A 19,325-nucleotide genomic window follows, 5' to 3' on the forward strand; every position below is an offset into this window, starting at 1 on the left:
TTTCTGTTCTTTTCTCACTTCACAAAGTTTACTAACGAGTCTTTTACTACAGTTTTTGGCGTTGCAACGCTGTCTTTCTTAAAGCGGAAGATGTCCTTAAAGCGAGCTAACTTGCGTCGCCATAGGAAACCAATGCCATACTCGCTGAGATCGCCCTCTAGCCAGTCGTATGCCTCTCGTTCATAATAGAGTTTGAGATATTTTGTTTCACGCTTATTAAGACGATATTCCAAAGAGAAGTTATCGAAGTAAGCCCCATTATCGCGCGACAGCGTAGAGCCTGTCGACACACGTCCACCGAGGATAATTCTCAAACGATTGTTTAAGAAACGCTTCGAAAATTTGAAGGTATAGTCGGTGTGTAATGAGCCATTTACATCGGCTGCCGTTTCCAAATTAGCCGATAGGTCTAGCCCCATTGAGCTAAGGGCGCGCCCTGTTATTGCGTTTACTTGTGTTTGCAAGAAGCTCGCCAAAGCACCATTCATTGCTGTGTTAGCACTCGATGTATTCTCACCGTCGAAGTATAAGCCACTCGCTAGCATCGTAACGGCTAGTTTAGAACGCTCCTCCAACGATTTTGTCTTTAACGCATTTTCCATTTCTTGATCGTCAGGAGCTTCGATAATAAACTCTAAACTTGGCTTAGGAAACTGTTTTGTGAGCTTCACACCACAATTGAAATCGACCAATTTACCATTTCCTTCCCCACTCGAAACGCTCGCACGAACGGCTTCAGTAGCAATGATATTCAGCGTAGGCTGCATAGGATCGCCCGTGAAGTCGACATAACTACCCTCTCGAATATGGAAGGTGCGCAAAGGAATAACATCCATGGTGTACTTCATCTCACCACTATTGAGCGTATAACGCCCACGCAACTGCGCTCCGTTGGTAGGATCGTAACTTAGGTTAAGCCCACCTCCACCTATCATATCAATATAGTTGGTGTGTTCGGGATTGAGGATTGTCTTAATATGTGCTTGCTCATCAATATTTAAGCGCAAGTCCATTGCAAAGCCTGTAAGGTCGGGACGACGTACTACTTGCTCTGTAGAATCCTTGAAATTGGTAAACTTCACCAGATCCTTGAGCTGTGTATCGCTCATCAAGGTTTGCTCTTTCACAATGTAGGTCATATCGGTACTTCCCAACACATCTAGTTTACCTCTTAAATGAAGATTGCTCACCTCTCCCTGCACATTGCCGATAAAATTGACAAACGCCTTACCGTATGCCTCCGAGCGTGGGTTTTCCTTAGCATTGATGAGTAGGAAATCCTGTGCTTGAAGTGTCATATTTAGCATCACACGGTTGGTATTCGAGAAGTCGAGTGCTCCGTTCATCGTCAGCGGTTTGTTGTTAGCACCATACACCTTGAAATCGTTAAAAGCTATCGCACTATTTGCTATCACCAACGGTTGATTGCCAAAGCGCATCTCTACACCGTATGGATCGCTCACCAAATAAGCCGAGTCGGCTTTTATCTCGCCATTGACATCAAGCTTGTTCAGTGGTCCCTGCATCATTAACGAGCCGTAGCCAGCACCTCGCAAGCCTACAATGCCGTTTGGAATGAAGCCATTTACATAATTTAGAGGGAACTTATTCATATCGAGAACCGCATCTAAATAGCCTTCACCAGCATTATCGTAAGTACCCGTAAGCTTACCCACTTCGATGTCGTCCTTGCTAATAAGCGCATCTACATAGTGGCTATTCTCGCCTTTTGGCATATATACCATTTGCACGCCCAAATTGCCCATACGGTTATGTTCATACACAAAGCGTTTGATGTTCATATCGCTCGACACACTAAGCTGCGATGGGGTTTGCACAACGTGGTAGTCGCCATTCAGCTCGCCCGACATATTTGGCATAAAAGGCAAGAACTTAAAGATTTCGCCTAGCTCTAGTTTGTTAATAGAGAGGGTGAGATCTTGCAATGCTTCGGTATCTTCATCATCGGTGCGCACCTTCACACCTGTACCGTCTTTGGCAAGCATATCTACATGGGCTGATACACGTTGGTCGCGTCCTATATAAACATAGTTAGAGTCGTTGACGGCAAAGGTCTTATAACCCAATATGGCATCCTTCGATGTGATATTAAAGCGTAAACCTTGATCTGCCATTGCTGCTTGCAAAGTAAGGTCGATACCCACCCTGCCTCGTTGATCCCAAATGGCTATTTGGGTACGCACACCATGTTCGTAAAGTGTACCATTGAGGAAGGCGGTGTATGGATAATTGTTGTTAGCACCGTTTACTATCGTTCCAGTATAGCCTATCTTACCCTCGTTGCTCTTCAGATCCACATTCACTTTATCCATGCGCACATCGTTATAAGCGAGCGAGTCGATGGCGATAGTGCCGTCTATACCATGATCGGGCGATGACATTATGTTAATATCGGCGTGGGTAAACTGGTAGCCTCTGTTTGCCAATAGCTGACTAAAGAAGTTGGATTTGCCAGTATTCAACTGTAGATGTCCATGTGGAAGGAAACGAAGAATGGCTGCTTGGTCAATGCGCTTATTCGTCAATTGCTGACTAATAGCGTTGGCAATGGCACCAAACTTCTTGCCCAGCTGCTGCACACCACTGTCCATAGCGGTATTCAAATGGAAGTCGCCACCCTCTACTTTTGCACTGAAACTGCCCTGCGAGCTCACAATATCCACGAGGACATCTCCCGGCGTATAGCGTTTGTTTTCCTCATCAATGGTAACATTGCCTAACAAGCCCTTCACCTTTAGATCATCACCACCGTTAGAGGCAAAGTAGACATCTAGCGTTCCACGTGTTTTCATAGGGTTATCCACAATGCCTAGCTGGTACAAATCGGCTTCGCCAAGGTTGCCTGTTAGCGTTCCGCCCACCTGCTTACCACGCATGGCAATGTCCATATTGAAGTTGCCCACCATAAGTGGAACAATTGTTTTTCCACGATGCTCGGTGAGGTTAAAGCGCTGCACATTACCTTTTATAGTGTAGCGATTGCCCCCGTCTTGTGTATAATGGATATTAGCATCGGTATTGATATGGTAAGCCTTATCCATGATATGGAGGGCTTTCAAGTTGGTATCCGACACATGCCCCTGCACCTTTGCATCAATGTGGCTACCCACAACATTTGCCGTAGCCAGCACATTGCCTGCCACAAGCATGCTGCTACCTTTCTTACCTTCCTCAACGACCTTGAAACCACGTAGCGGACCGCTAAAATAATGTTTGTCCTTCATGTTCGAGCGTAGCTCGGCATCGGTCCAGCCCGATACCACATAATGCTCCTTCATAGCTCCAAGTGCTTGCAAATCAATACGAGCAAGCGTGCCTTTTACGTGTCCTGCTACAAGGTTTTGAGCCAACCGCCCACGGAAAGCAAACCGTCCTCCCACCATTTTGTTGGTGCTATTGATGTCGGCGGACAGCTTATCGCCCACCTTATTTATCTTTCCTCCGAAACCATCTAACACATATTTGTCGTACTTAAAGCGAGCAATGCTAGCCGAGAGGTTCATTGAGGAGCGATGGTTCAGCACATCGGTGCCATGCCCATGTGTGGCTATCGCACCCGAGAACGTACCAAGTCCCTTCCCCGGCAGGAAGTTTTGCAGTGGGAAATTGCGTGCTTTGATATTGGCTTTATAATTATCGGTTTGCAAATTATACGCAAAGTGGGCAAGTACCGATCCGCCTCCTTGCGTAATAAGCGTATTGCCCGTATAAAGCGTATTGCCCATTGCGAACCGACCATCCACCCCAATACCGTGTGGGATACGAATGGTTTTTGCCACATTGCGGGGCATCATAGGACGAATGAAGTCGAGATTTTGTGCCTTTCCTTTTAGCTTAAAACTGCTGTAGAACGGCTTTTTGCCTATGATATTTGCCACACTGCCCGTCGCTGTAAGGTCGAAGCGTCTGGGCATAGCAAGGTGTAAACGGCGGAAAGCGGCTTTTTGCAGGTTGCCATCAATGCTACCCCCAAGGCTGAGCCTATCGTTTGGAAAGGCTTGGTAGATGTGCCGTGGCATAGCAGAGAGGAAAGGCTTGAGATCGGTTTTGCTTAAATAGCCTCGTAGCTCCGTGCTGAGCCGTCCGGGGTGTGTATCGTCGAAAACATTAAGATCCATAGCGAAGCGACCATCTAGCCGTGAGTTAGGCAGCTTGATGTGCGTATTGGGCAAGATTATCGACTTCTGATTATAGGCAAATGCCCCTGTAAATTCCTCCACTGTGAGTCCGCTTTTCTCTTTAAAGTTGGCTGCTCTTACCGTAAGGTTGATATTTGGCTTCGCATAAACAAACGAGTCGATCCCAATATTAACCTCGCTCATAGCTAAATGATTGCTATCGAAGCCTGTCTTTTGTGCTTGGGTAAAAGGCAGCTCGTAGGCTAGCCCACCGCCATTCCAGTCGAGCGACCCTATCTTATAGGTGTCGTCATGTAAAAGGAGATGCGTGCGAAGGGCTGTCGCCTTATCAAACTGTGCGTTGATGCGCATAGAGTCGCCCGGCATGTGGAGGGCAAAACGGGTTTGCTCAAGGCTTAGCTTGTCGATCTTGATGCGCCAAAGCGATTTCTTCTTCGTGGTATCCTCTGGCACCGTGTCGCCCAAAGCCACATCTACCCAACCCCCACGAAAGTCGGCTTGATCTATTTTCATAGAGTCGCCATTGATGTCGATGTTATGGCTTATAAGGTGAAGCCGATCAAGATTGCCACGAATACGAAGGTCGCCAATAAAGTTGGTGGTATTGGCTTTCAGCTTATTAAACGTGAGTTCGTCCACTTCCACCTTACCATCAAACAATGGCATTAGCTGCACCTTTACCACAAGTCGTTGCACATCGGCAACGGTATCTGTTTGGTGAGCAATCGTATCGTTGGGGCGTGTGAGTAGCACGCTATCCATCTGCAAGTCTAATGGGAAGCTAAGACTCACGTGCTTGAGCTTGGCTTGCATTCCTGTGGTTTCAGTAAGATGTACAACAGCCTTCTTTATAGCCCAATTCTGAATGGGTGGGATATAAAGCAGCAATAATAGCAATAAAAATATAACGATAGGTGTTAGCACCACTGCTAGCATCCATTTTAGTCCTTTCTTCATAAGCGCTTAGATAGGGTAAGTTTCCCTTAGTTGGGGAACAAAGATAGGGAAAATATCCCAAAAAGGCGAAATCTTTACTTGCAAATTTTATCCATACACACCAAGCCATACAAAAACATCACCTTTTACCGAGTAAAAGGTGATGTTTTACAAAGCAAAAGGTCATCTCTTACCGAGTAAAAGATAACCTTTTCTAACTAATTAAATATCAGAGATTTTATGACGAAGTTTTTCTTATATATTTACACTCACGCCCGCATACCATGTAGCACCATAAACAGGGGCATACATAAAGGCAGCATCGTCGAGATGTTTCTCGTCCTGAATGTAGCTTAGGATATTCTTACCACCTCCATACGATCGACATCGTTGGTAGAAAGTTGCTGCAAGCCATATACGCCAGCCAAGCCAGAGTAGATAGGTTCGCCGTCGAGCAATACCTGTGTGTGTTCTGCTCCGAGTCCTTGCATACGCACTTCAGAGAAGTTGCAGAACTGGCATTGCTGTTCCACTCTCACGCCGGGGATACCCTCTAGTGCATCGAAAAGGTTTTGCGCATTCTTACGTTGTAGTGCTTTCGAGGTGAGTACTTCGGTACGGATAGGCACATCTTTTACAAAGTGTTCGGTGCGTGTACCCGTTACCACCACTTGAGATAGCTCAAGCGCATCTATATCAAGGTTGAAATATACTTCTGTGCCTTTACCAACACTCATTTCCACTTCTTTCGATTGCGAAGCATAACCTGTGTAAGAAGCTACAATGGTTTGTTTGCCCACTGGCAGATGAGCAATCTGGAAGTGTCCAGAAGCATCGCAAACCGTGCGCAAGTTGGTACCTTATTACAGTGATCATTGCGTTGGGTAGATGTTCGCCCGTCGCACGATCTTTCACATCACCAAAGAGCATCGCATCAGTATCAGTGCTTTGCGCCATAGTGGTAATGGAAAACAATGTAGAAATTAGAATAAATAACAGTCTATACATAATTTGAAATATTTAACGATGTACTTGTTTTTATTTTTTAAGGTGCAAAGTTAAGGTGTGTGTGTTGTGGGTGCAATACCCAAAAGTTGGTAAATATATGGGTGTGTGTGTAGGGCTGAATGGGAGATGAGGTGCTTAAAGGTAGGTAGTTATTGTAGGGGCATAGTAGCTGTAAAAATGTAAATAAAAAGAAGAGAAATTTCTTTTAAAAGGATAGTTGCTACCTCTAAATTACAAAACGATCAGTTCTTCAGAGGAATGTTTGCACAAAGTTGCAAGTTCCAAAACGAAGTGCAATAAAAGAGTAGCCCTCACCGAGAGAAAAATTAAACTTTTCTACACCAAAACGAGAGTTCTTCAAACATGTTTTGTAATTTTGCACTTGCTGGTTGACTCTACGTCAGGGAAGAACTTCTGGAAGAATTGGAAAAGCAACCAATATAATATTTAATCATGACTCATCAGAAAGGACTTGGAAGAATGTTGTTAAACAATTTTTTGGATTAGAGAAACCATAACTATGAAAGTTGCTATATATGTATTATGCCTAACTGCGATTTTGTCGTGCACTTGCCATACATCCTATCAAGAAAACGAAGATTGGACAAAAGATAGTATTGGGACTTTGAATTTAAGGAGTAAAGAACTTGCTGAAAAAATAATCAAGGAGCATTCTTTATATAGAGAATGCTCCTCTAAATTCATATGTGTTTTTGGAAAGCCTAACTGTCGAGAAACTACACTTTTTACAGACAAACTGATATATATAGAACGCATGGGAGGAGACTTTATTCCAAATGCTAATAGGGACACCTGTTTTATTAGTTTTAATTTTAAGATGGGAAGGTTTGTGGGTATAGATGAGTCCTGCGAGTAGTATAATGATTCAAAACGGGAGTTGTCAAAACAATCACCTGATTTTCAAAAGGCTTTTTTCAATATTAAGCATAAAGGCTGGGATAAATTCCCTGCCTTTTGCTATTTTTGTAACCCAAAACAAAGAAAAATGAATATACGAGAACGCATCGGCACTTTGCGCTCCAGATTGGAAGTGAAAAACTCAAGTTTTCAACACCAAACAAGAGTTTTATAAAAGGATTGACTATTTTTGCACTTGCTGGTTGACTCTACGAGTTAAACAAGTGGGCATAAAAGGAGAAAAAAGTATAAAAAGCTATTGATTGATATTATATTTATCCCTATCTTTGTGCCGACCAAAAACAAAAAATCTATGAAGTCAGACATTGAAATTGCACGCTCATGCAAGATGAAGCGAATAGAGGAAATAGCATCATCTGTTGGTATCAACAGCGAAAGTATCGAACAATATGGTAAATATATTGCGAAGGTATCGCTCGATGTTATTGATGAGGCGAAGGTAGCTAAAAACCATTTAGTCCTAGTAAGTTCTATCTCGCCTACAAAAGCAGGTATCGGCAAGACAACAGTAAGTATCGGTTTGTCAATGGCTTTAAACCGCTTGGGTAAAAAGTCGGTATTAGCTTTGCGCGAACCTAGCCTAGGGCCATGCTTCGGTATGAAGGGTGGTGCTGCTGGTGGTGGTTATTCGCAAGTAGTACCTATGGAGAAAATCAATCTTCATTTCACGGGCGACTTCCACGCTATTACCAGTGCTAACAATACGATAGCCGCTTTGCTCGACAATTATATCTATCAGCGCCGTAGTGAAGGCTTCCGCCTAAAGCAAATTTTGTGGCGAAGAGTGATGGACGTAAACGATCGCAGCTTGCGTAATATCGTTTCAGGACTAGGTGCTTCTACCGATGGTATCCCTGAACAGGCTGGTTTTGATATTACTCCAGCCAGTGAAATTATGGCTGCTCTATGCTTGGCAACGAGTTTGGACGACTTGCGCCGTCGCATTGATAATATGGTACTAGGTATCACTTTCGATGATAAACCTTTCACAGTACGTGATATGGGCGTGGGTGGTGCTATTACCGTGTTGATGCTCGATGCTATCAAGCCTAACTTGGTGCAGACCTTAGAGGGTACACCAGCGTTTATACATGGTGGTCCGTTTGCTAATATTGCACACGGCTGTAACAGTGTTTTGGCTACGAAGATGGCAATGTCGGTAAGCGATTATGCTATTACAGAGGCTGGTTTCGGTGCTGATCTCGGTGCAGAGAAGTTTATGGATATTAAGTGTCGTAAGACAGGGATTCACCCATCGGCAACGGTTCTTGTGGCTACCCTTCGTGGTTTGCGCCTACATGGTGGTATTAAGGATGGGGCTACAGCAGAGGAAACTACCCAAGCAATGGTGAAAGGTTTTGATAATTTGGATAAGCATATTGAGAATATGCAGCACTTTGGACAGCCAGTAGTCGTTACGCTCAACCGTTATGGCGACGATACCGAAAGTGATATTACGCTACTTGCCGAACATTGCAAACAAAAAGGTGTAGGCTTTGCTACCAACGAGGTGTTTGCTAAGGGCGGTGAAGGTGCCGAAGAATTGGCTCGCTTAGTAGTAGAAACCATTGAGCGCGAGGGTGCTAAGGATATAAAGTTTGTATATAACGATGACGACACCGTATTGGAAAAGGTAGAAAAGGTATGTAAGAATATCTATGGTGCTAAGGGGGTAGTGTTATCGAAGAGTGCTAAGAAGAAGCTAGAGCGTATTACAGCATGGGGACTTGATAAGTATCCTGTATGTATTGCAAAGACTCAATTCTCATTTAGCGAAGATCCTACTCGTTATGGTGTAGCCAAAGATTTTGAAATAAACATTCGCGACTTTGTTATCAATGGTGGATCGGAAATGATCGTCGGTGTGGCTGGCGATATGATGCGTATGCCCGGATTGCCAAAAGTGCCACAAGCTCAGCACATTGATTATGTGAATGGAGAAATAGAAGGACTAGCGTGAGAGAGAGATGAGATTTGAGATTTGAGATTTTAGAGTTTAGATTTGAGATTTTAGAGTTAAGATTTTAGAGTTAAGATTTGAGAGTTAAGATTTGAGAGTTGAGAGTTTAGATTTGAGAGTTAAGATTTTAGAAAGCCAACTCCACTCTCCACTCTCCACTCTCAAAACTCTAACTTCTCTCAACTCTCAATTCTCGGCGCGTATTCCTCTAAAACATTTACCATTTCCTTGCCAAGCATTTCCTCAAGATCGTGGGCAGTACTAGCTACACACACATCGCCAGCTAGTCCGCAAATATCAATTTGCTCTATGCCCAAACCCATAATAAGTCTGCCCAAGAGACCGGCACTATTATCGTTTTGCATAATGGAATACTCGTCTTTGTCGATGCTATCGCCTTTATACAAGAGTGTAAACCCACCTCTAACCTCATTAAGAGCTTTGAGAATAGGGGTATAAAGCGCAGCACCTTTAGAATGTTGCACACAATGGCGAGGCCATGTTCCACCTTCTTCCTTAAACGATGAGTGATGATAAGGATGCCAATCGGCAGTTACAATACGAATGGCATAGGTGTTTTCGTGCTTACGAATATAATGAGCAAGGGCTATCATAGCCTCTGCTGCACCCGGAACAGGTAGCGAGCCAGATACGAAATCGATCTGAGGATCAACCACCAAAAGCATTTTTTTCTTTTCCATATCTCGTTCTTTCCTAAATTGATAGTGGAAGCAAAGATAAGTAAAAAAAATGTTTTCCCCTTTCTTAACGCTTACAAAAACGTTAAAAACAACGAAACTGCCTTATTCTTCAATTGCTTTTATGTAAATTTGCACGTTAAAGATCATGAGGAATAAGACTATTATAGCCCTGTTTATGTTTACCATAGTATTTGCTATGGCTAGCATAAATATGCCTTTGCCAAAAGGGAAGAATGCTTCTAAGGCAAAGCCCAACACCGTGAGCCCCGACACCATTACCTATCCCACAAGGGGGAAAGCTAGTAAGCAGCCAGTGCTACACAGGGCTGATACTTCTGCGGTAGATACCACCCAAATGGACTCTCTACAGCGTTCTATCTATCTGCACAACAAGGCTGTAGACGACTCTATCCGTGCTGACAGCATTATGCGAATGCGTTCGAATGGTATTAACTCGCCAGTCAACTATGCTGCCGACGACTCTATCGTATATAATGCAAAAACGGGAACGGCTTACCTTTACGGCAACTCGAAGGTGGATTATGAAAATATGAAGCTCAAGAGCGATAGGGTGTCGATGAATATGGATAGTTCGCTGGTTCGTGCTATGGGTACGATCGACTCTACTGCCGAAGGTGGGGTTAAGGGAAAACCAGTTTTTAATATGGGTAGCGATGAATATACTACCGACTCGATGGCTTTCAACTTTAAGTCGAAGAAGGGCTTAATAAAAGGTATTTATACGCATCAAGAAGAGGGATACCTTAGCGGAGAGGTAGGAAAACGCGACTCGCTGGGCGTAATTTATCTGCAACATGGGCGTTATACCACTTGCGACAAGCCACACCCCGACTTCTATATAGCCCTCTCGCGAGCAAAGGTGCGCCCCAGTAAGGATGTCGTATTCGGCCCTGCTTACCTCGTTGTTGCCGATGTGCCGTTGCCATTGGCGATACCTTATGGCTTTTTCCCCTTCTCAAAAAAATATTCTTCAGGACTCATTATGCCTAGTTATGGTGAGGAATACGAGCGCGGTTTCTATCTTCGCGATGGCGGATACTATTTTGCTATCAATGATAAATGGGACTTAAAGTTGTTGGGTGAAATCTATACACAAGGTTCATGGGGTGTTAGTGTGGCTTCAAACTACCGCAAGCGTTACCGTTATGCGGGATCGTTCCTCTTTAGTTATCAAGACACACGATTGGGCGACAAAGGCTTTCCTGACTATTCTCGGCAGGAGAGTTTCAAGCTTCAGTGGAGCCACCGTCAAGATGCCAAAGCAAATCCGTTCAGTTCGCTCTCGGCAAGTGTCAATTTTGCCTCTTCTTCTTACGAGCGCAATAACCTGAACAGTATGTATAATCCGCAGACACTTACACAGAGTACACGTACCTCTTCTGTTAGTTATAGTACAGGATTTTCTAACATAGGCTTATCGTTAAGTGCCACTGCCAACCTCTCGCAGAATATGCGCGACTCAATGATAGCACTTACCTTGCCAGACATCAACCTTTCTATCTCGCGTTTCTACCCATTCAAACGCAAGTATGCTGTGGGTAAAGAGCGATGGTATGAGAAGATTTCGATGAGCTATACGGGTCAGCTTTCTAACTCTATTAATACGAAAGAAGACCGACTATTCAAGTCGAACCTGATCAGGGATTGGAAGAATGCCTTCCAGCATAGTATTCCTATACAGGGCAATTTCACCTTATTTAATTATATCAACATTACCCCTTCGTTCCAGTTTACCGATCGTATGTATTCTAACAAAGTAACACGATCATGGGACAACAAACTCGGAAAGGAAGTTGCCGATACTACTTATGGTTTCCATAACGTGTATAATTGGAGTTTGAACCTCGGTCTGAGTACGAAGCTGTATGGCTTCTATATCCCTAATAGGAAGATTTTTGGCTCGAAGATTATAGCCGTTCGCCACGTAATAACTCCTACTGTTTCGTTCTCTTATTCACCTAATTTTGGTGCGAGAAGTTACGGCTATTGGGATAGTTACCAAAAAACCGATGCCAAAGGCAATGTAACGCTTGTGGATTATTCGCCTTATCAAGACCAGCTTTATGGAGTTCCCGGCAAGGGTAAATCAGGACTGCTTTCGTGGGATGTAAGTAATAATGTGGAGATGAAGGTGCGAAGCGATAAAGACTCGTTGGGCTATAAAAAGGTAAGTATTATTGACGAGTTGGGCTTTGCTATGTCGTACAATGCTGCAGCCGAGGTACGTCGTTGGTCGGATCTTACGATGCGCCTACGTCTTAAACTAACAAAGAGCTACACTTTCTCTATGAATGCCCGGTTTGCTACCTATGCGTGGGAAGTGGGTTCGGACGGTAGTATTCAGCAGAGCAATCATACGGAGCTACACTTTGGGCGTATGCCTCGTTTTCAAGGTTTCTCACAGAATATCTCTTACACCCTTAGCCCTGAAAAGATAAAGAAACTTTTCAATCGTGAAGAACGCGATAACCCCAATGATAGCCACGACGATGGTGAGGGAGTGGATACGAATATCGAGAGCAATATTGATGACACTTTAGAGAAAGGTAAACACAAGGCAAAACAAAAAGGAGGAAATATAGCCGAAACAGATGAAGATGGCTATATGAAGTTTAATATGCCATGGTCGCTCACCTTCGGTTATGGCATTACGATGCGTGAAGATGTAGGAGGTAAGTTTCTCTATGACAAAATGCGCTATGCCTATAAATTTTCGCAAACGCTCAATGTAAGTGGTAATATCCGCATCAGTGATGGCTGGAATATTAATTTCTCCTCGGGTTACGATTTTGATAATCACCGTCTGAGTATGACCACCGCTAGTCTTTCGCGCGACCTCCACTGCTTTAATATGAGTGCTTCGGTGGTGCTAGCCCCTTACACCTCATACAACTTCACCTTCCGTGCCAATGCCTCTACGCTTACCGATGCGCTGAAGTATGATAAGCACAGCGGATTCTCGCAGAATGTGCAGTGGTATTAAGCTGATACTTAGACGCTGTAAAAATAGAACTGAAAGGAGCATTATTAGGCTTTAGTATTGGAATAATTACAAAAATAAATCTTATCTTTGCATCTGATAAGAGGAAATTTGGAGCAATCCATCGAAATGGCTATAGTTTAAGCTTAGGAAATGCTTGGATTTCATCCTTCGTTTTCTCGCCATGGCATAACTCGAGCAAGCTCGGTTCTGCTCATTTGGCTTAACGAAAACGTTCCTCTTTCCCTGATGAAAAGGAAAAGGAAAACAAAAACATTATAAAACAAAGACATTATGAAAAAAGTATTTATTTGTACCGTTTGTGGTTATATGTATGAAGGCGAAGAGCCATTAGCAGAGTGTCCTATTTGCCACGTAAAGGCAGACAAGATGGAAGAAATTGATGCTGAAAAGTTAAAGGGTACTAAGACAGAAGCTAACTTGAAGGCAGCTTTCGCTGGTGAAAGTCAGGCTCACACAAAGTATCTTTACTATGCTTCAAAGGCTAAGAGTGAAGGTTACGAGCAGATTGCAGGTATCTTTACTGAGACAGCTATCAATGAGAAAGAGCATGCTAAGTTGTGGTTTAAGATTCTTCATGGTGGTGTAGTGCCAACAACAACAACCAACTTGGCAGATGCTGCAGCAGGCGAAAATTACGAGTGGACTGATATGTACGAGCAGATGGCTAAAGAGGCTTTGGCAGAAGGCTTCAAGGGTATCGCTTCTAAGTTTAAGCATGTAGGTGCTATTGAGAAGCATCACGAGGAGCGTTATCGCAAGCTTTTGAAGAATATCGAGGATAAGATTGTATTCTCTCGCGAGGGTGATGCTATTTGGCAGTGTCGTAACTGTGGTCATATCGTAGTAGGTAAGAATGCTCCTGAGTTCTGCCCAACTTGCAGCCATCCAAAGAGTTTCTTCCAGTTGCAGGAGAACAACTTCTAAATTATTGTTTGCGTAAAAGCAATTTTTTATGATGCAATAAAGGCTTCGAGCATTACTGCTTGAAGCCTTTTTTGTTGTCTTTTTTTTATTCCATCGCTTTAAAGCTCATGTCTAATCCTTTGCAACTGTGTGTTAATGCACCAAAGGAGATAAAATCGACACCAGCCTTAGCGTAGGGGATCATCGTATCGAAAGTGATACCACCACTCGACTCGGTTTCGCATCTACCATCTACGATCTTTACCGCTTTCAATGTATCTTCTGGCGTAAAGTTGTCGAACATAATACGGTCGCAACCCTCTGCTAAAGCCTCTTCTAGCTCTTTAAAGTTTCTTACTTCACATTCTATTTTCAGATCCTTTCCCTTTTCTTTGCAATAAGCTTTGGCACGAGAGATAGCATTGTGGATACCACCACAGAAGTCGACGTGGTTATCTTTCAATAAGATCATATCGAACAAGCCTATGCGGTGGTTCATTCCTCCACCTATCTTTACTGCCTCTTTCTCCAGCATACGCATACCGGGTGTGGTTTTACGTGTATCGAGGACACGTGTTTTTGTGCCAGCATCTATCAAAGCCTGTTGATAACGGTGGGTCATAGTGGCAATTCCACTCATGCGTTGCATTACGTTCAGCATAAGGCGTTCGGTCTGTAACAAACTCTGCACGCACCCTTCCACTGTCATTACGATGTCGCCGGGCATTACAGGTGTTCCGTCCTCTATCAGTGTTGTTACCTTTAGCGTATCATCAAAGCGAGCAAAAATTTTCTTTGCAATGGCAACTCCTGCCACAATGCCTTTCTCCTTAATAAGCAATTTGCTTTTTCCTATCTCATCGGCAGGAATACAACATAAGGTAGTATGGTCGCCATCACCTATATCTTCGCTAAAAGCGAGATCTATCAAACGGTCGTTCAATGCTTCTACTGAAATCATAATTTTACTTTCCTTGTTTTATGTTATTTTTATCTACCACTATTTGTTAAGCACTTGTTTACTAATCGCTAACATACGTTCAATGGGCTTAACGGCTTGTGCTGCTATCGCTTCATCTACCTCTATCTCTGGGTATTCATACTTCAAGCAGTTATAAAGTTTCTCCATCGTAATGAGCTTCATATGTTCGCACTCATTGCATGCACACGCATCGCTATCGGGTGGAGCAGGAATAAAGGTTTTATGAGGTGCGCCTTTTTGCATTTCGTGTAAGATACCACTCTCCGTTACTACAATAAATTCTTGTGCCTCATTGGTTATACAATACTTCAATAAGGCTGATGTACTACCCACCTTATCGGCAATATCCAATACTTCAGCCTTGCATTCAGGATGAGCCAACACCTTAGCATGAGGATGTTCGGCTTTTAAAGTCATGATTTTGTCGACAGAAAAACGGTCGTGTACATGGCATGCACCATCCCATAACAGCATCTTTCTGCCCGTTATCCGATTGATATAACCGCCTAAGTTGCGATCGGGACCGAAGATTATCGGTGTGTCTTTTGGGAAAGACTCTACTATTTGCTGGGCATTACTGCTCGTTACCACCACATCGGTGAGTGCCTTTGTAGCAGCAGTTGTGTTTACATAGCTTACTACCGTATGGTTAGGATGTGCTTCTACAAACGCTTTAAACGCATCGGTAGGACAACTTTCGGCTAGCGAGCACGACGCATTAAGATCAGGCGTTAGCACTTTCTTGTCAGGACAGAGTATCTTATTGGTTTCGCCCATAAAGTGGACACCACACATCACAATAATATCGGCATCAGTCGTTGCCGCCTTTTGTGCTAGTGCTAAGCTATCGCCCACAAAATCGGCAACCTCTTGAATAGCCCCTTGTGTATAGTAATGTGCCATGATAATAGCCTTTTTCTCTTGGCACATTCGTCGTATCTCTGTTTTTAAATCAATGTTTTTGGCTATTGGTTCGTCCACAAAGCCTGCTTCAGTCCATTTCTTGTTCGTAGTGTTCATTGTTATTTTTTGTTTAAGTTTTTCTTGTCGTAGGCATGCCAAGGGTAGTCGAGCGAGTAATGAAGTCCACGACTTTCCTTACGTTCTTGTGCTTGACGTGCGATGAGATAAGCCACATTAATCATGTTGCGAAGTTCACAAATATCTCGTGTAGCCTTTACCCGCTTAAATAGTCCTTCGGTTTCTTCATAAAGCAAGTCGAGCCGTCGTAATGCTCGCTTCAAGCGGAGGTTGCTACGCACAATGCCCATATAATTGCTCATTACATCGCCTACCTCTTTTACGCTCTGTGTAATGAGTACTTTCTCTTCATTGGTGAGCATACCAACGGCATCCCATTCGGGAACAGACTCATTAAACTGATAATTGTCTATCGTTTCGATAGCGTGTTGGGCAGCCGACTTGGCATATACTACAGCCTCAATGAGCGAATTGCTTGCTAAGCGATTACCGCCATGAAGTCCTGTGCATGAACATTCGCCAACGGCGTAAAGGCGGTGAATGGAACTTTCACCATGCAGATCTACCTTAATACCACCGCACATATAGTGGGCACTTGGGCAAACAGGAATAAGGTCTTTTGTGATGTCAACGCCTATCGACAAACATTTTTCGTAGATATGAGGGAAATGCTTCTTGGTTTGTTCGGCATCCTTATGGGTAACGTCCAAGCATACGTGGTTGAGTCCGTGGATCTTCATTTCTTGATCAATGGCACGTGCTACAATATCACGTGGAGCTAATGATAAGCGCGAGTCGTACTTCTGCATAAACTCTTCGCCTGTAGGAAGACGCAGCACAGCACCATATCCACGCATCGCCTCTGTGATAAGGTAAGCTGGGTGGGTTTCAGCAGGGTTGTAGAGTACTGTAGGATGAAACTGTACAAACTCCATATTAGCAATTGTTCCCTTGGCGCGATATACCATTGCAATGCCATCTCCTGTGGCAACATTAGGATTGGAGGTAGTGGCATAGACAGCTCCTGTGCCTCCTGTTGCCATTAAGGTTACACGACTGAGGTAAGTATCTACCTCGCCCGAAACAGGATTGAGAATATAAGCTCCATAACATTCAATGTTAGGAGTAGTACGCTGCACATCCATACCGAGGTTATGTTGTGTGATAAGCTCTACAGCAAAGTGGTGCTCAAGTACGGTAATATGCTCGTTAGCTCGCACGGCTTCCATTAGCGCACGTTGGATTTCAAACCCCGTATCATCGGCATGGTGAAGAATGCGAAACTCTGAGTGTCCTCCTTCTCGATGAAGGTCGAACGAGCCATCATCGCACTTATCAAAGTTTACGCCCCATTTTAGCAAGTCGTCAATGGCCCCTGGGGCATTACGTACTACAAAATCTACCGCTACAGGGTCGGAAATATAGTCGCCTGCAACCATTGTGTCATGGATGTGCTTTTCAAAATTGTCGACAGAAAGGTTGGTTACAGCGGCAATACCGCCTTGTGCCTTTACCGTATTTGCCTCGTCAAGCGTTGTTTTACAGATCAAGGCTACTGTTCCCTTTCCGCTGTTGGCTACTTTTAGCGCATAGCTCATTCCAGCCACTCCACCTCCTATAATAAGGAAGTCAAACTGATGTTTCATTTTTTAGCTGTATCTTAAATAAAAGTCAGTACAAAATTACAGATTTATTCTAATAATGCTTCGCTTTATTCCTTAAAAATCAGAATAATCGGTAATATTTTTTGGGGGGATTAGAAGTTTTCTATATAAAAAGTATTTGATAAAAACGCGATCTCTTTCCATTAGAAATATTTGTTTGAAAAATAGAGTTTTATCTTTGTGTTTCGTAGCATTTTTGTACTTTTGTCTAAAATAATAAATAAGCATAATTTTATATAAAATGAGAGACAAAATATTGATGGTAGGGTTGCTCCTACTTGGATTTTCTGTAAAGGGAAGCGCACAGTATAATAAAATTCTTGAGGCAGTAGGTTATTACCATCGATGAACGAGTTGGCGTATATAGGATTATAGAAATTCGAACTGATTACAGTAGAAAAATATTAACTAGGAATTAGAAGAACGATAGGACGGAAGATCTGAAAAAATGCTGTAAATCCTATTTATTTTATCTTAAAAGAAACCTAAAAGATTAAGCCTTATGAAAAGATTACTAACCATTTTATTTTTAAGTTTATTCTGCGTTATGTCATACGCACAGCGTAAAGGAGATTATTACGACATGGCTTATAAATTGGCTGGTAAACACCAAATAGATAGCTCATTTATCTACCTTGACTCACTAGCTACGAAGTATGCAGATAAAAATTTATATTTATATTATAATTTAACAGTAAATCCTCGATTTAGACAAATGCATCAGGATAAACGTTGGGATGAGCTTATGAATAAGATACTCAAAGCAAAGCATGAAGTTGAAGATACATTGACTTTGCAATGCCCACAGAAAAAGGATGTTGAAAAGACTATTACAGCAGAGGCAAAGTATTATAAGATGTGTGTAGACATCAATGTAAAGGAAAAGAATTTGAAAGTAGATGGAACTGTAACTGTCAACTTTAACAAGAAAGCTTATATTGATTTTGCTTTGTGGAAATATAGTACTGTGAAAGATATAAAGGTAAACGGCAAGGATGCTAATATTGATTTTACTCCTGAGAGTAAATTCCAGTGGATGCCACAGGCAGGGCGACTTCGTGTTAATAAAGACAATTCAGACAAGGCTACAATCCATTTTACCTATACTGCTCATATTGATAGTGTGGAAGCATGGATGGCTTCTTGCGATACCAACCTTGTGATGCTATCTATGTATATGCCATGGTATCCTCATAATTTAGATAGTGAGCATTTTACGGGTGATATAATATTTAAGATAGATGATAATTTTAAAGTATCAGGGTCTGGTCTTATGTCCAAAAGAGACAAGCAATGGGTGATGCATCAACCATGGGAAGGTTTTGATTTTGAATTTATTGCTGCACCAAATCTAAAGAGTAGAGTTGTAAAAAGTCAGGGAAAATCCATTGAAATTGATTATTTATCGTTTGAAGAAGCTGATGTCGATTTGTTAGCCAATGCTTGTCAAGAGATATTCAACTATTATAGCAAGCTCTATCAAGTTGTTCCTGAGACTAAGGAGTTAAAAGTAGTGTTGCTGCCCGATCTTGGTGGTGCTATCAGTAGGCGTAACTTCATTGTTGCAGAGGCTTATATCTTTAATGAAGATCTTTTTAAACTCATGGCACATGAGATAGGGCATTTCTGGTGGCAGTATGCTCCCGCAGATAATTGGCTTGATTGGATGAACGAATCGTTTGCTGAATACAGCTCACTTCGAGCTATTAAGCATCATTTTGGTGATGCTCTTTTCAAGGATTATGTCAAAGCATATCGCGAAAGTGTTAGAAAAGTTTGTCCAATAATGGAGTTAGACAGAAATGCCCCTGATGCGCATACGGTTTTCTATAATAAGGGAGCCATCGTTCTTTATGACTTGCAGAAAAAAGTAGGCGACGAGAAGTTCTTTAAGTTTATGCATACTTTAGCTAAAAGTCATGTAGGTACTCATGTCCAGTTGATGAATATAGCTAAAAATACGATGGGTTCTAAATGGGCTTCTTGGATAGAGATGCGTTTACAGCAGTAATGTGAACTCTATGAATCTCATCGAACTCGTGTTAAGATATAAACTTGCGGGCAAG

10 protein-coding genes are annotated in these 19,325 nt (G+C 42.7%); 4 read left to right on the plus strand and 6 right to left on the minus strand.

From position 1 onward, the window contains the following. Nucleotides 1-14: 14 nt before the first annotated feature. Both PREBIDRAFT_RS09650 and PREBIDRAFT_RS09655 read right to left on the minus strand, forming a co-directional pair. A complete protein-coding gene (locus PREBIDRAFT_RS09650; protein ID WP_004338005.1) occupies nucleotides 15-5,117 on the minus strand; it encodes a translocation/assembly module TamB domain-containing protein in 5,103 nt (1,700 codons plus the stop codon). Between the two features lie 332 nt (nucleotides 5,118-5,449). Further along, nucleotides 5,450-5,947 carry a TonB-dependent receptor gene (locus tag PREBIDRAFT_RS09655; RefSeq protein WP_004338006.1) on the minus strand — a complete coding sequence of 166 codons (498 nt, stop codon included), beginning with the start codon at nucleotides 5,945-5,947 and terminating at the stop codon, nucleotides 5,450-5,452. Nucleotides 5,948-7,335: 1,388 nt separating this feature from the next. Between PREBIDRAFT_RS09655 and PREBIDRAFT_RS09665 the strand changes: the two genes are divergently transcribed. Beyond that, entirely contained in the window at nucleotides 7,336-9,003 is a 1,668-nt protein-coding gene (locus tag PREBIDRAFT_RS09665; protein ID WP_004338008.1) for a formate--tetrahydrofolate ligase, read from the plus strand. Between the two features lie 179 nt (nucleotides 9,004-9,182). On the opposite strand, the gene PREBIDRAFT_RS09670 is transcribed toward PREBIDRAFT_RS09665, so the two are convergent. Further along, nucleotides 9,183-9,704, minus strand: a complete 522-nt coding sequence (locus PREBIDRAFT_RS09670) for an isochorismatase family protein (RefSeq protein WP_004338009.1) — start codon at nucleotides 9,702-9,704, stop codon at nucleotides 9,183-9,185. 145 nt (nucleotides 9,705-9,849) lie between these two features. Here PREBIDRAFT_RS09670 and PREBIDRAFT_RS09675 point away from each other — a divergent pair, with 145 nt between their 5' ends. Then, a complete protein-coding gene (locus PREBIDRAFT_RS09675; RefSeq protein WP_004339807.1) occupies nucleotides 9,850-12,708 on the plus strand; it encodes a putative LPS assembly protein LptD in 2,859 nt (952 codons plus the stop codon). A 291-nt stretch (nucleotides 12,709-12,999) separates the two neighbouring features. Continuing rightward, on the plus strand, nucleotides 13,000-13,653 hold the full coding sequence (gene rbr, locus PREBIDRAFT_RS09680; RefSeq protein ID WP_004338012.1) for a rubrerythrin: 654 nt from the start codon (nucleotides 13,000-13,002) through the stop codon (nucleotides 13,651-13,653). 85 nt (nucleotides 13,654-13,738) lie between these two features. Here the strand turns inward: rbr and nadC are convergent, their stop codons facing one another. Genes nadC through nadB form a run of 3 tightly spaced genes read right to left on the minus strand, consistent with a single transcriptional unit; the run spans nucleotide 13,739 to nucleotide 17,241 of the window. Next, the gene (gene nadC, locus PREBIDRAFT_RS09685) at nucleotides 13,739-14,593 is read right to left on the minus strand and encodes a carboxylating nicotinate-nucleotide diphosphorylase (RefSeq protein WP_004338013.1); all 855 of its coding nucleotides are present in this window, start codon (nucleotides 14,591-14,593) and stop codon (nucleotides 13,739-13,741) included. 39 nt (nucleotides 14,594-14,632) lie between these two features. Further along, nucleotides 14,633-15,634 (minus strand): quinolinate synthase NadA, encoded by a 1,002-nt coding sequence (nadA, locus tag PREBIDRAFT_RS09690; RefSeq protein ID WP_004338014.1) that lies wholly within the window; start codon nucleotides 15,632-15,634, stop codon nucleotides 14,633-14,635. A 2-nt stretch (nucleotides 15,635-15,636) separates the two neighbouring features. Then, the gene (gene nadB / locus PREBIDRAFT_RS09695) at nucleotides 15,637-17,241 is read right to left on the minus strand and encodes an L-aspartate oxidase (RefSeq protein WP_004338015.1); all 1,605 of its coding nucleotides are present in this window, start codon (nucleotides 17,239-17,241) and stop codon (nucleotides 15,637-15,639) included. Nucleotides 17,242-17,761: 520 nt separating this feature from the next. Here nadB and PREBIDRAFT_RS09700 point away from each other — a divergent pair. Next, the gene (locus tag PREBIDRAFT_RS09700) at nucleotides 17,762-19,270 is read left to right on the plus strand and encodes a M1 family aminopeptidase (RefSeq protein WP_004338016.1); all 1,509 of its coding nucleotides are present in this window, start codon (nucleotides 17,762-17,764) and stop codon (nucleotides 19,268-19,270) included. Nucleotides 19,271-19,325: the final 55 nt, after the last annotated feature.

The sequence above is a fragment of the Prevotella bivia DSM 20514 genome, from assembly GCF_000262545.1.
Lineage (GTDB): Bacteria > Bacteroidota > Bacteroidia > Bacteroidales > Bacteroidaceae > Prevotella > Prevotella bivia.

Bases quoted from the DNA above. Each gene is read 5' to 3' on its own strand.
- nadC (WP_004338013.1), bottom strand. From the start codon at position 14,593: ATGATTTCAGTAGAAGCATTGAACGACCGTTTGATAGATCTCGCTTTT.
- PREBIDRAFT_RS09670 (WP_004338009.1), bottom strand. From the start codon at position 9,704: ATGGAAAAGAAAAAAATGCTTTTGGTGGTTGATCCTCAGATCGATTTC.
- PREBIDRAFT_RS09700 (WP_004338016.1), top strand. From the start codon at position 17,762: ATGAAAAGATTACTAACCATTTTATTTTTAAGTTTATTCTGCGTTATG.
- PREBIDRAFT_RS09675 (WP_004339807.1), top strand. From the start codon at position 9,850: ATGAGGAATAAGACTATTATAGCCCTGTTTATGTTTACCATAGTATTT.
- PREBIDRAFT_RS09665 (WP_004338008.1), top strand. From the start codon at position 7,336: ATGAAGTCAGACATTGAAATTGCACGCTCATGCAAGATGAAGCGAATA.
- PREBIDRAFT_RS09650 (WP_004338005.1), bottom strand. From the start codon at position 5,117: ATGAAGAAAGGACTAAAATGGATGCTAGCAGTGGTGCTAACACCTATC.
- nadA (WP_004338014.1), bottom strand. From the start codon at position 15,634: ATGAACACTACGAACAAGAAATGGACTGAAGCAGGCTTTGTGGACGAA.
- nadB (WP_004338015.1), bottom strand. From the start codon at position 17,241: ATGAAACATCAGTTTGACTTCCTTATTATAGGAGGTGGAGTGGCTGGA.
- rbr (WP_004338012.1), top strand. From the start codon at position 13,000: ATGAAAAAAGTATTTATTTGTACCGTTTGTGGTTATATGTATGAAGGC.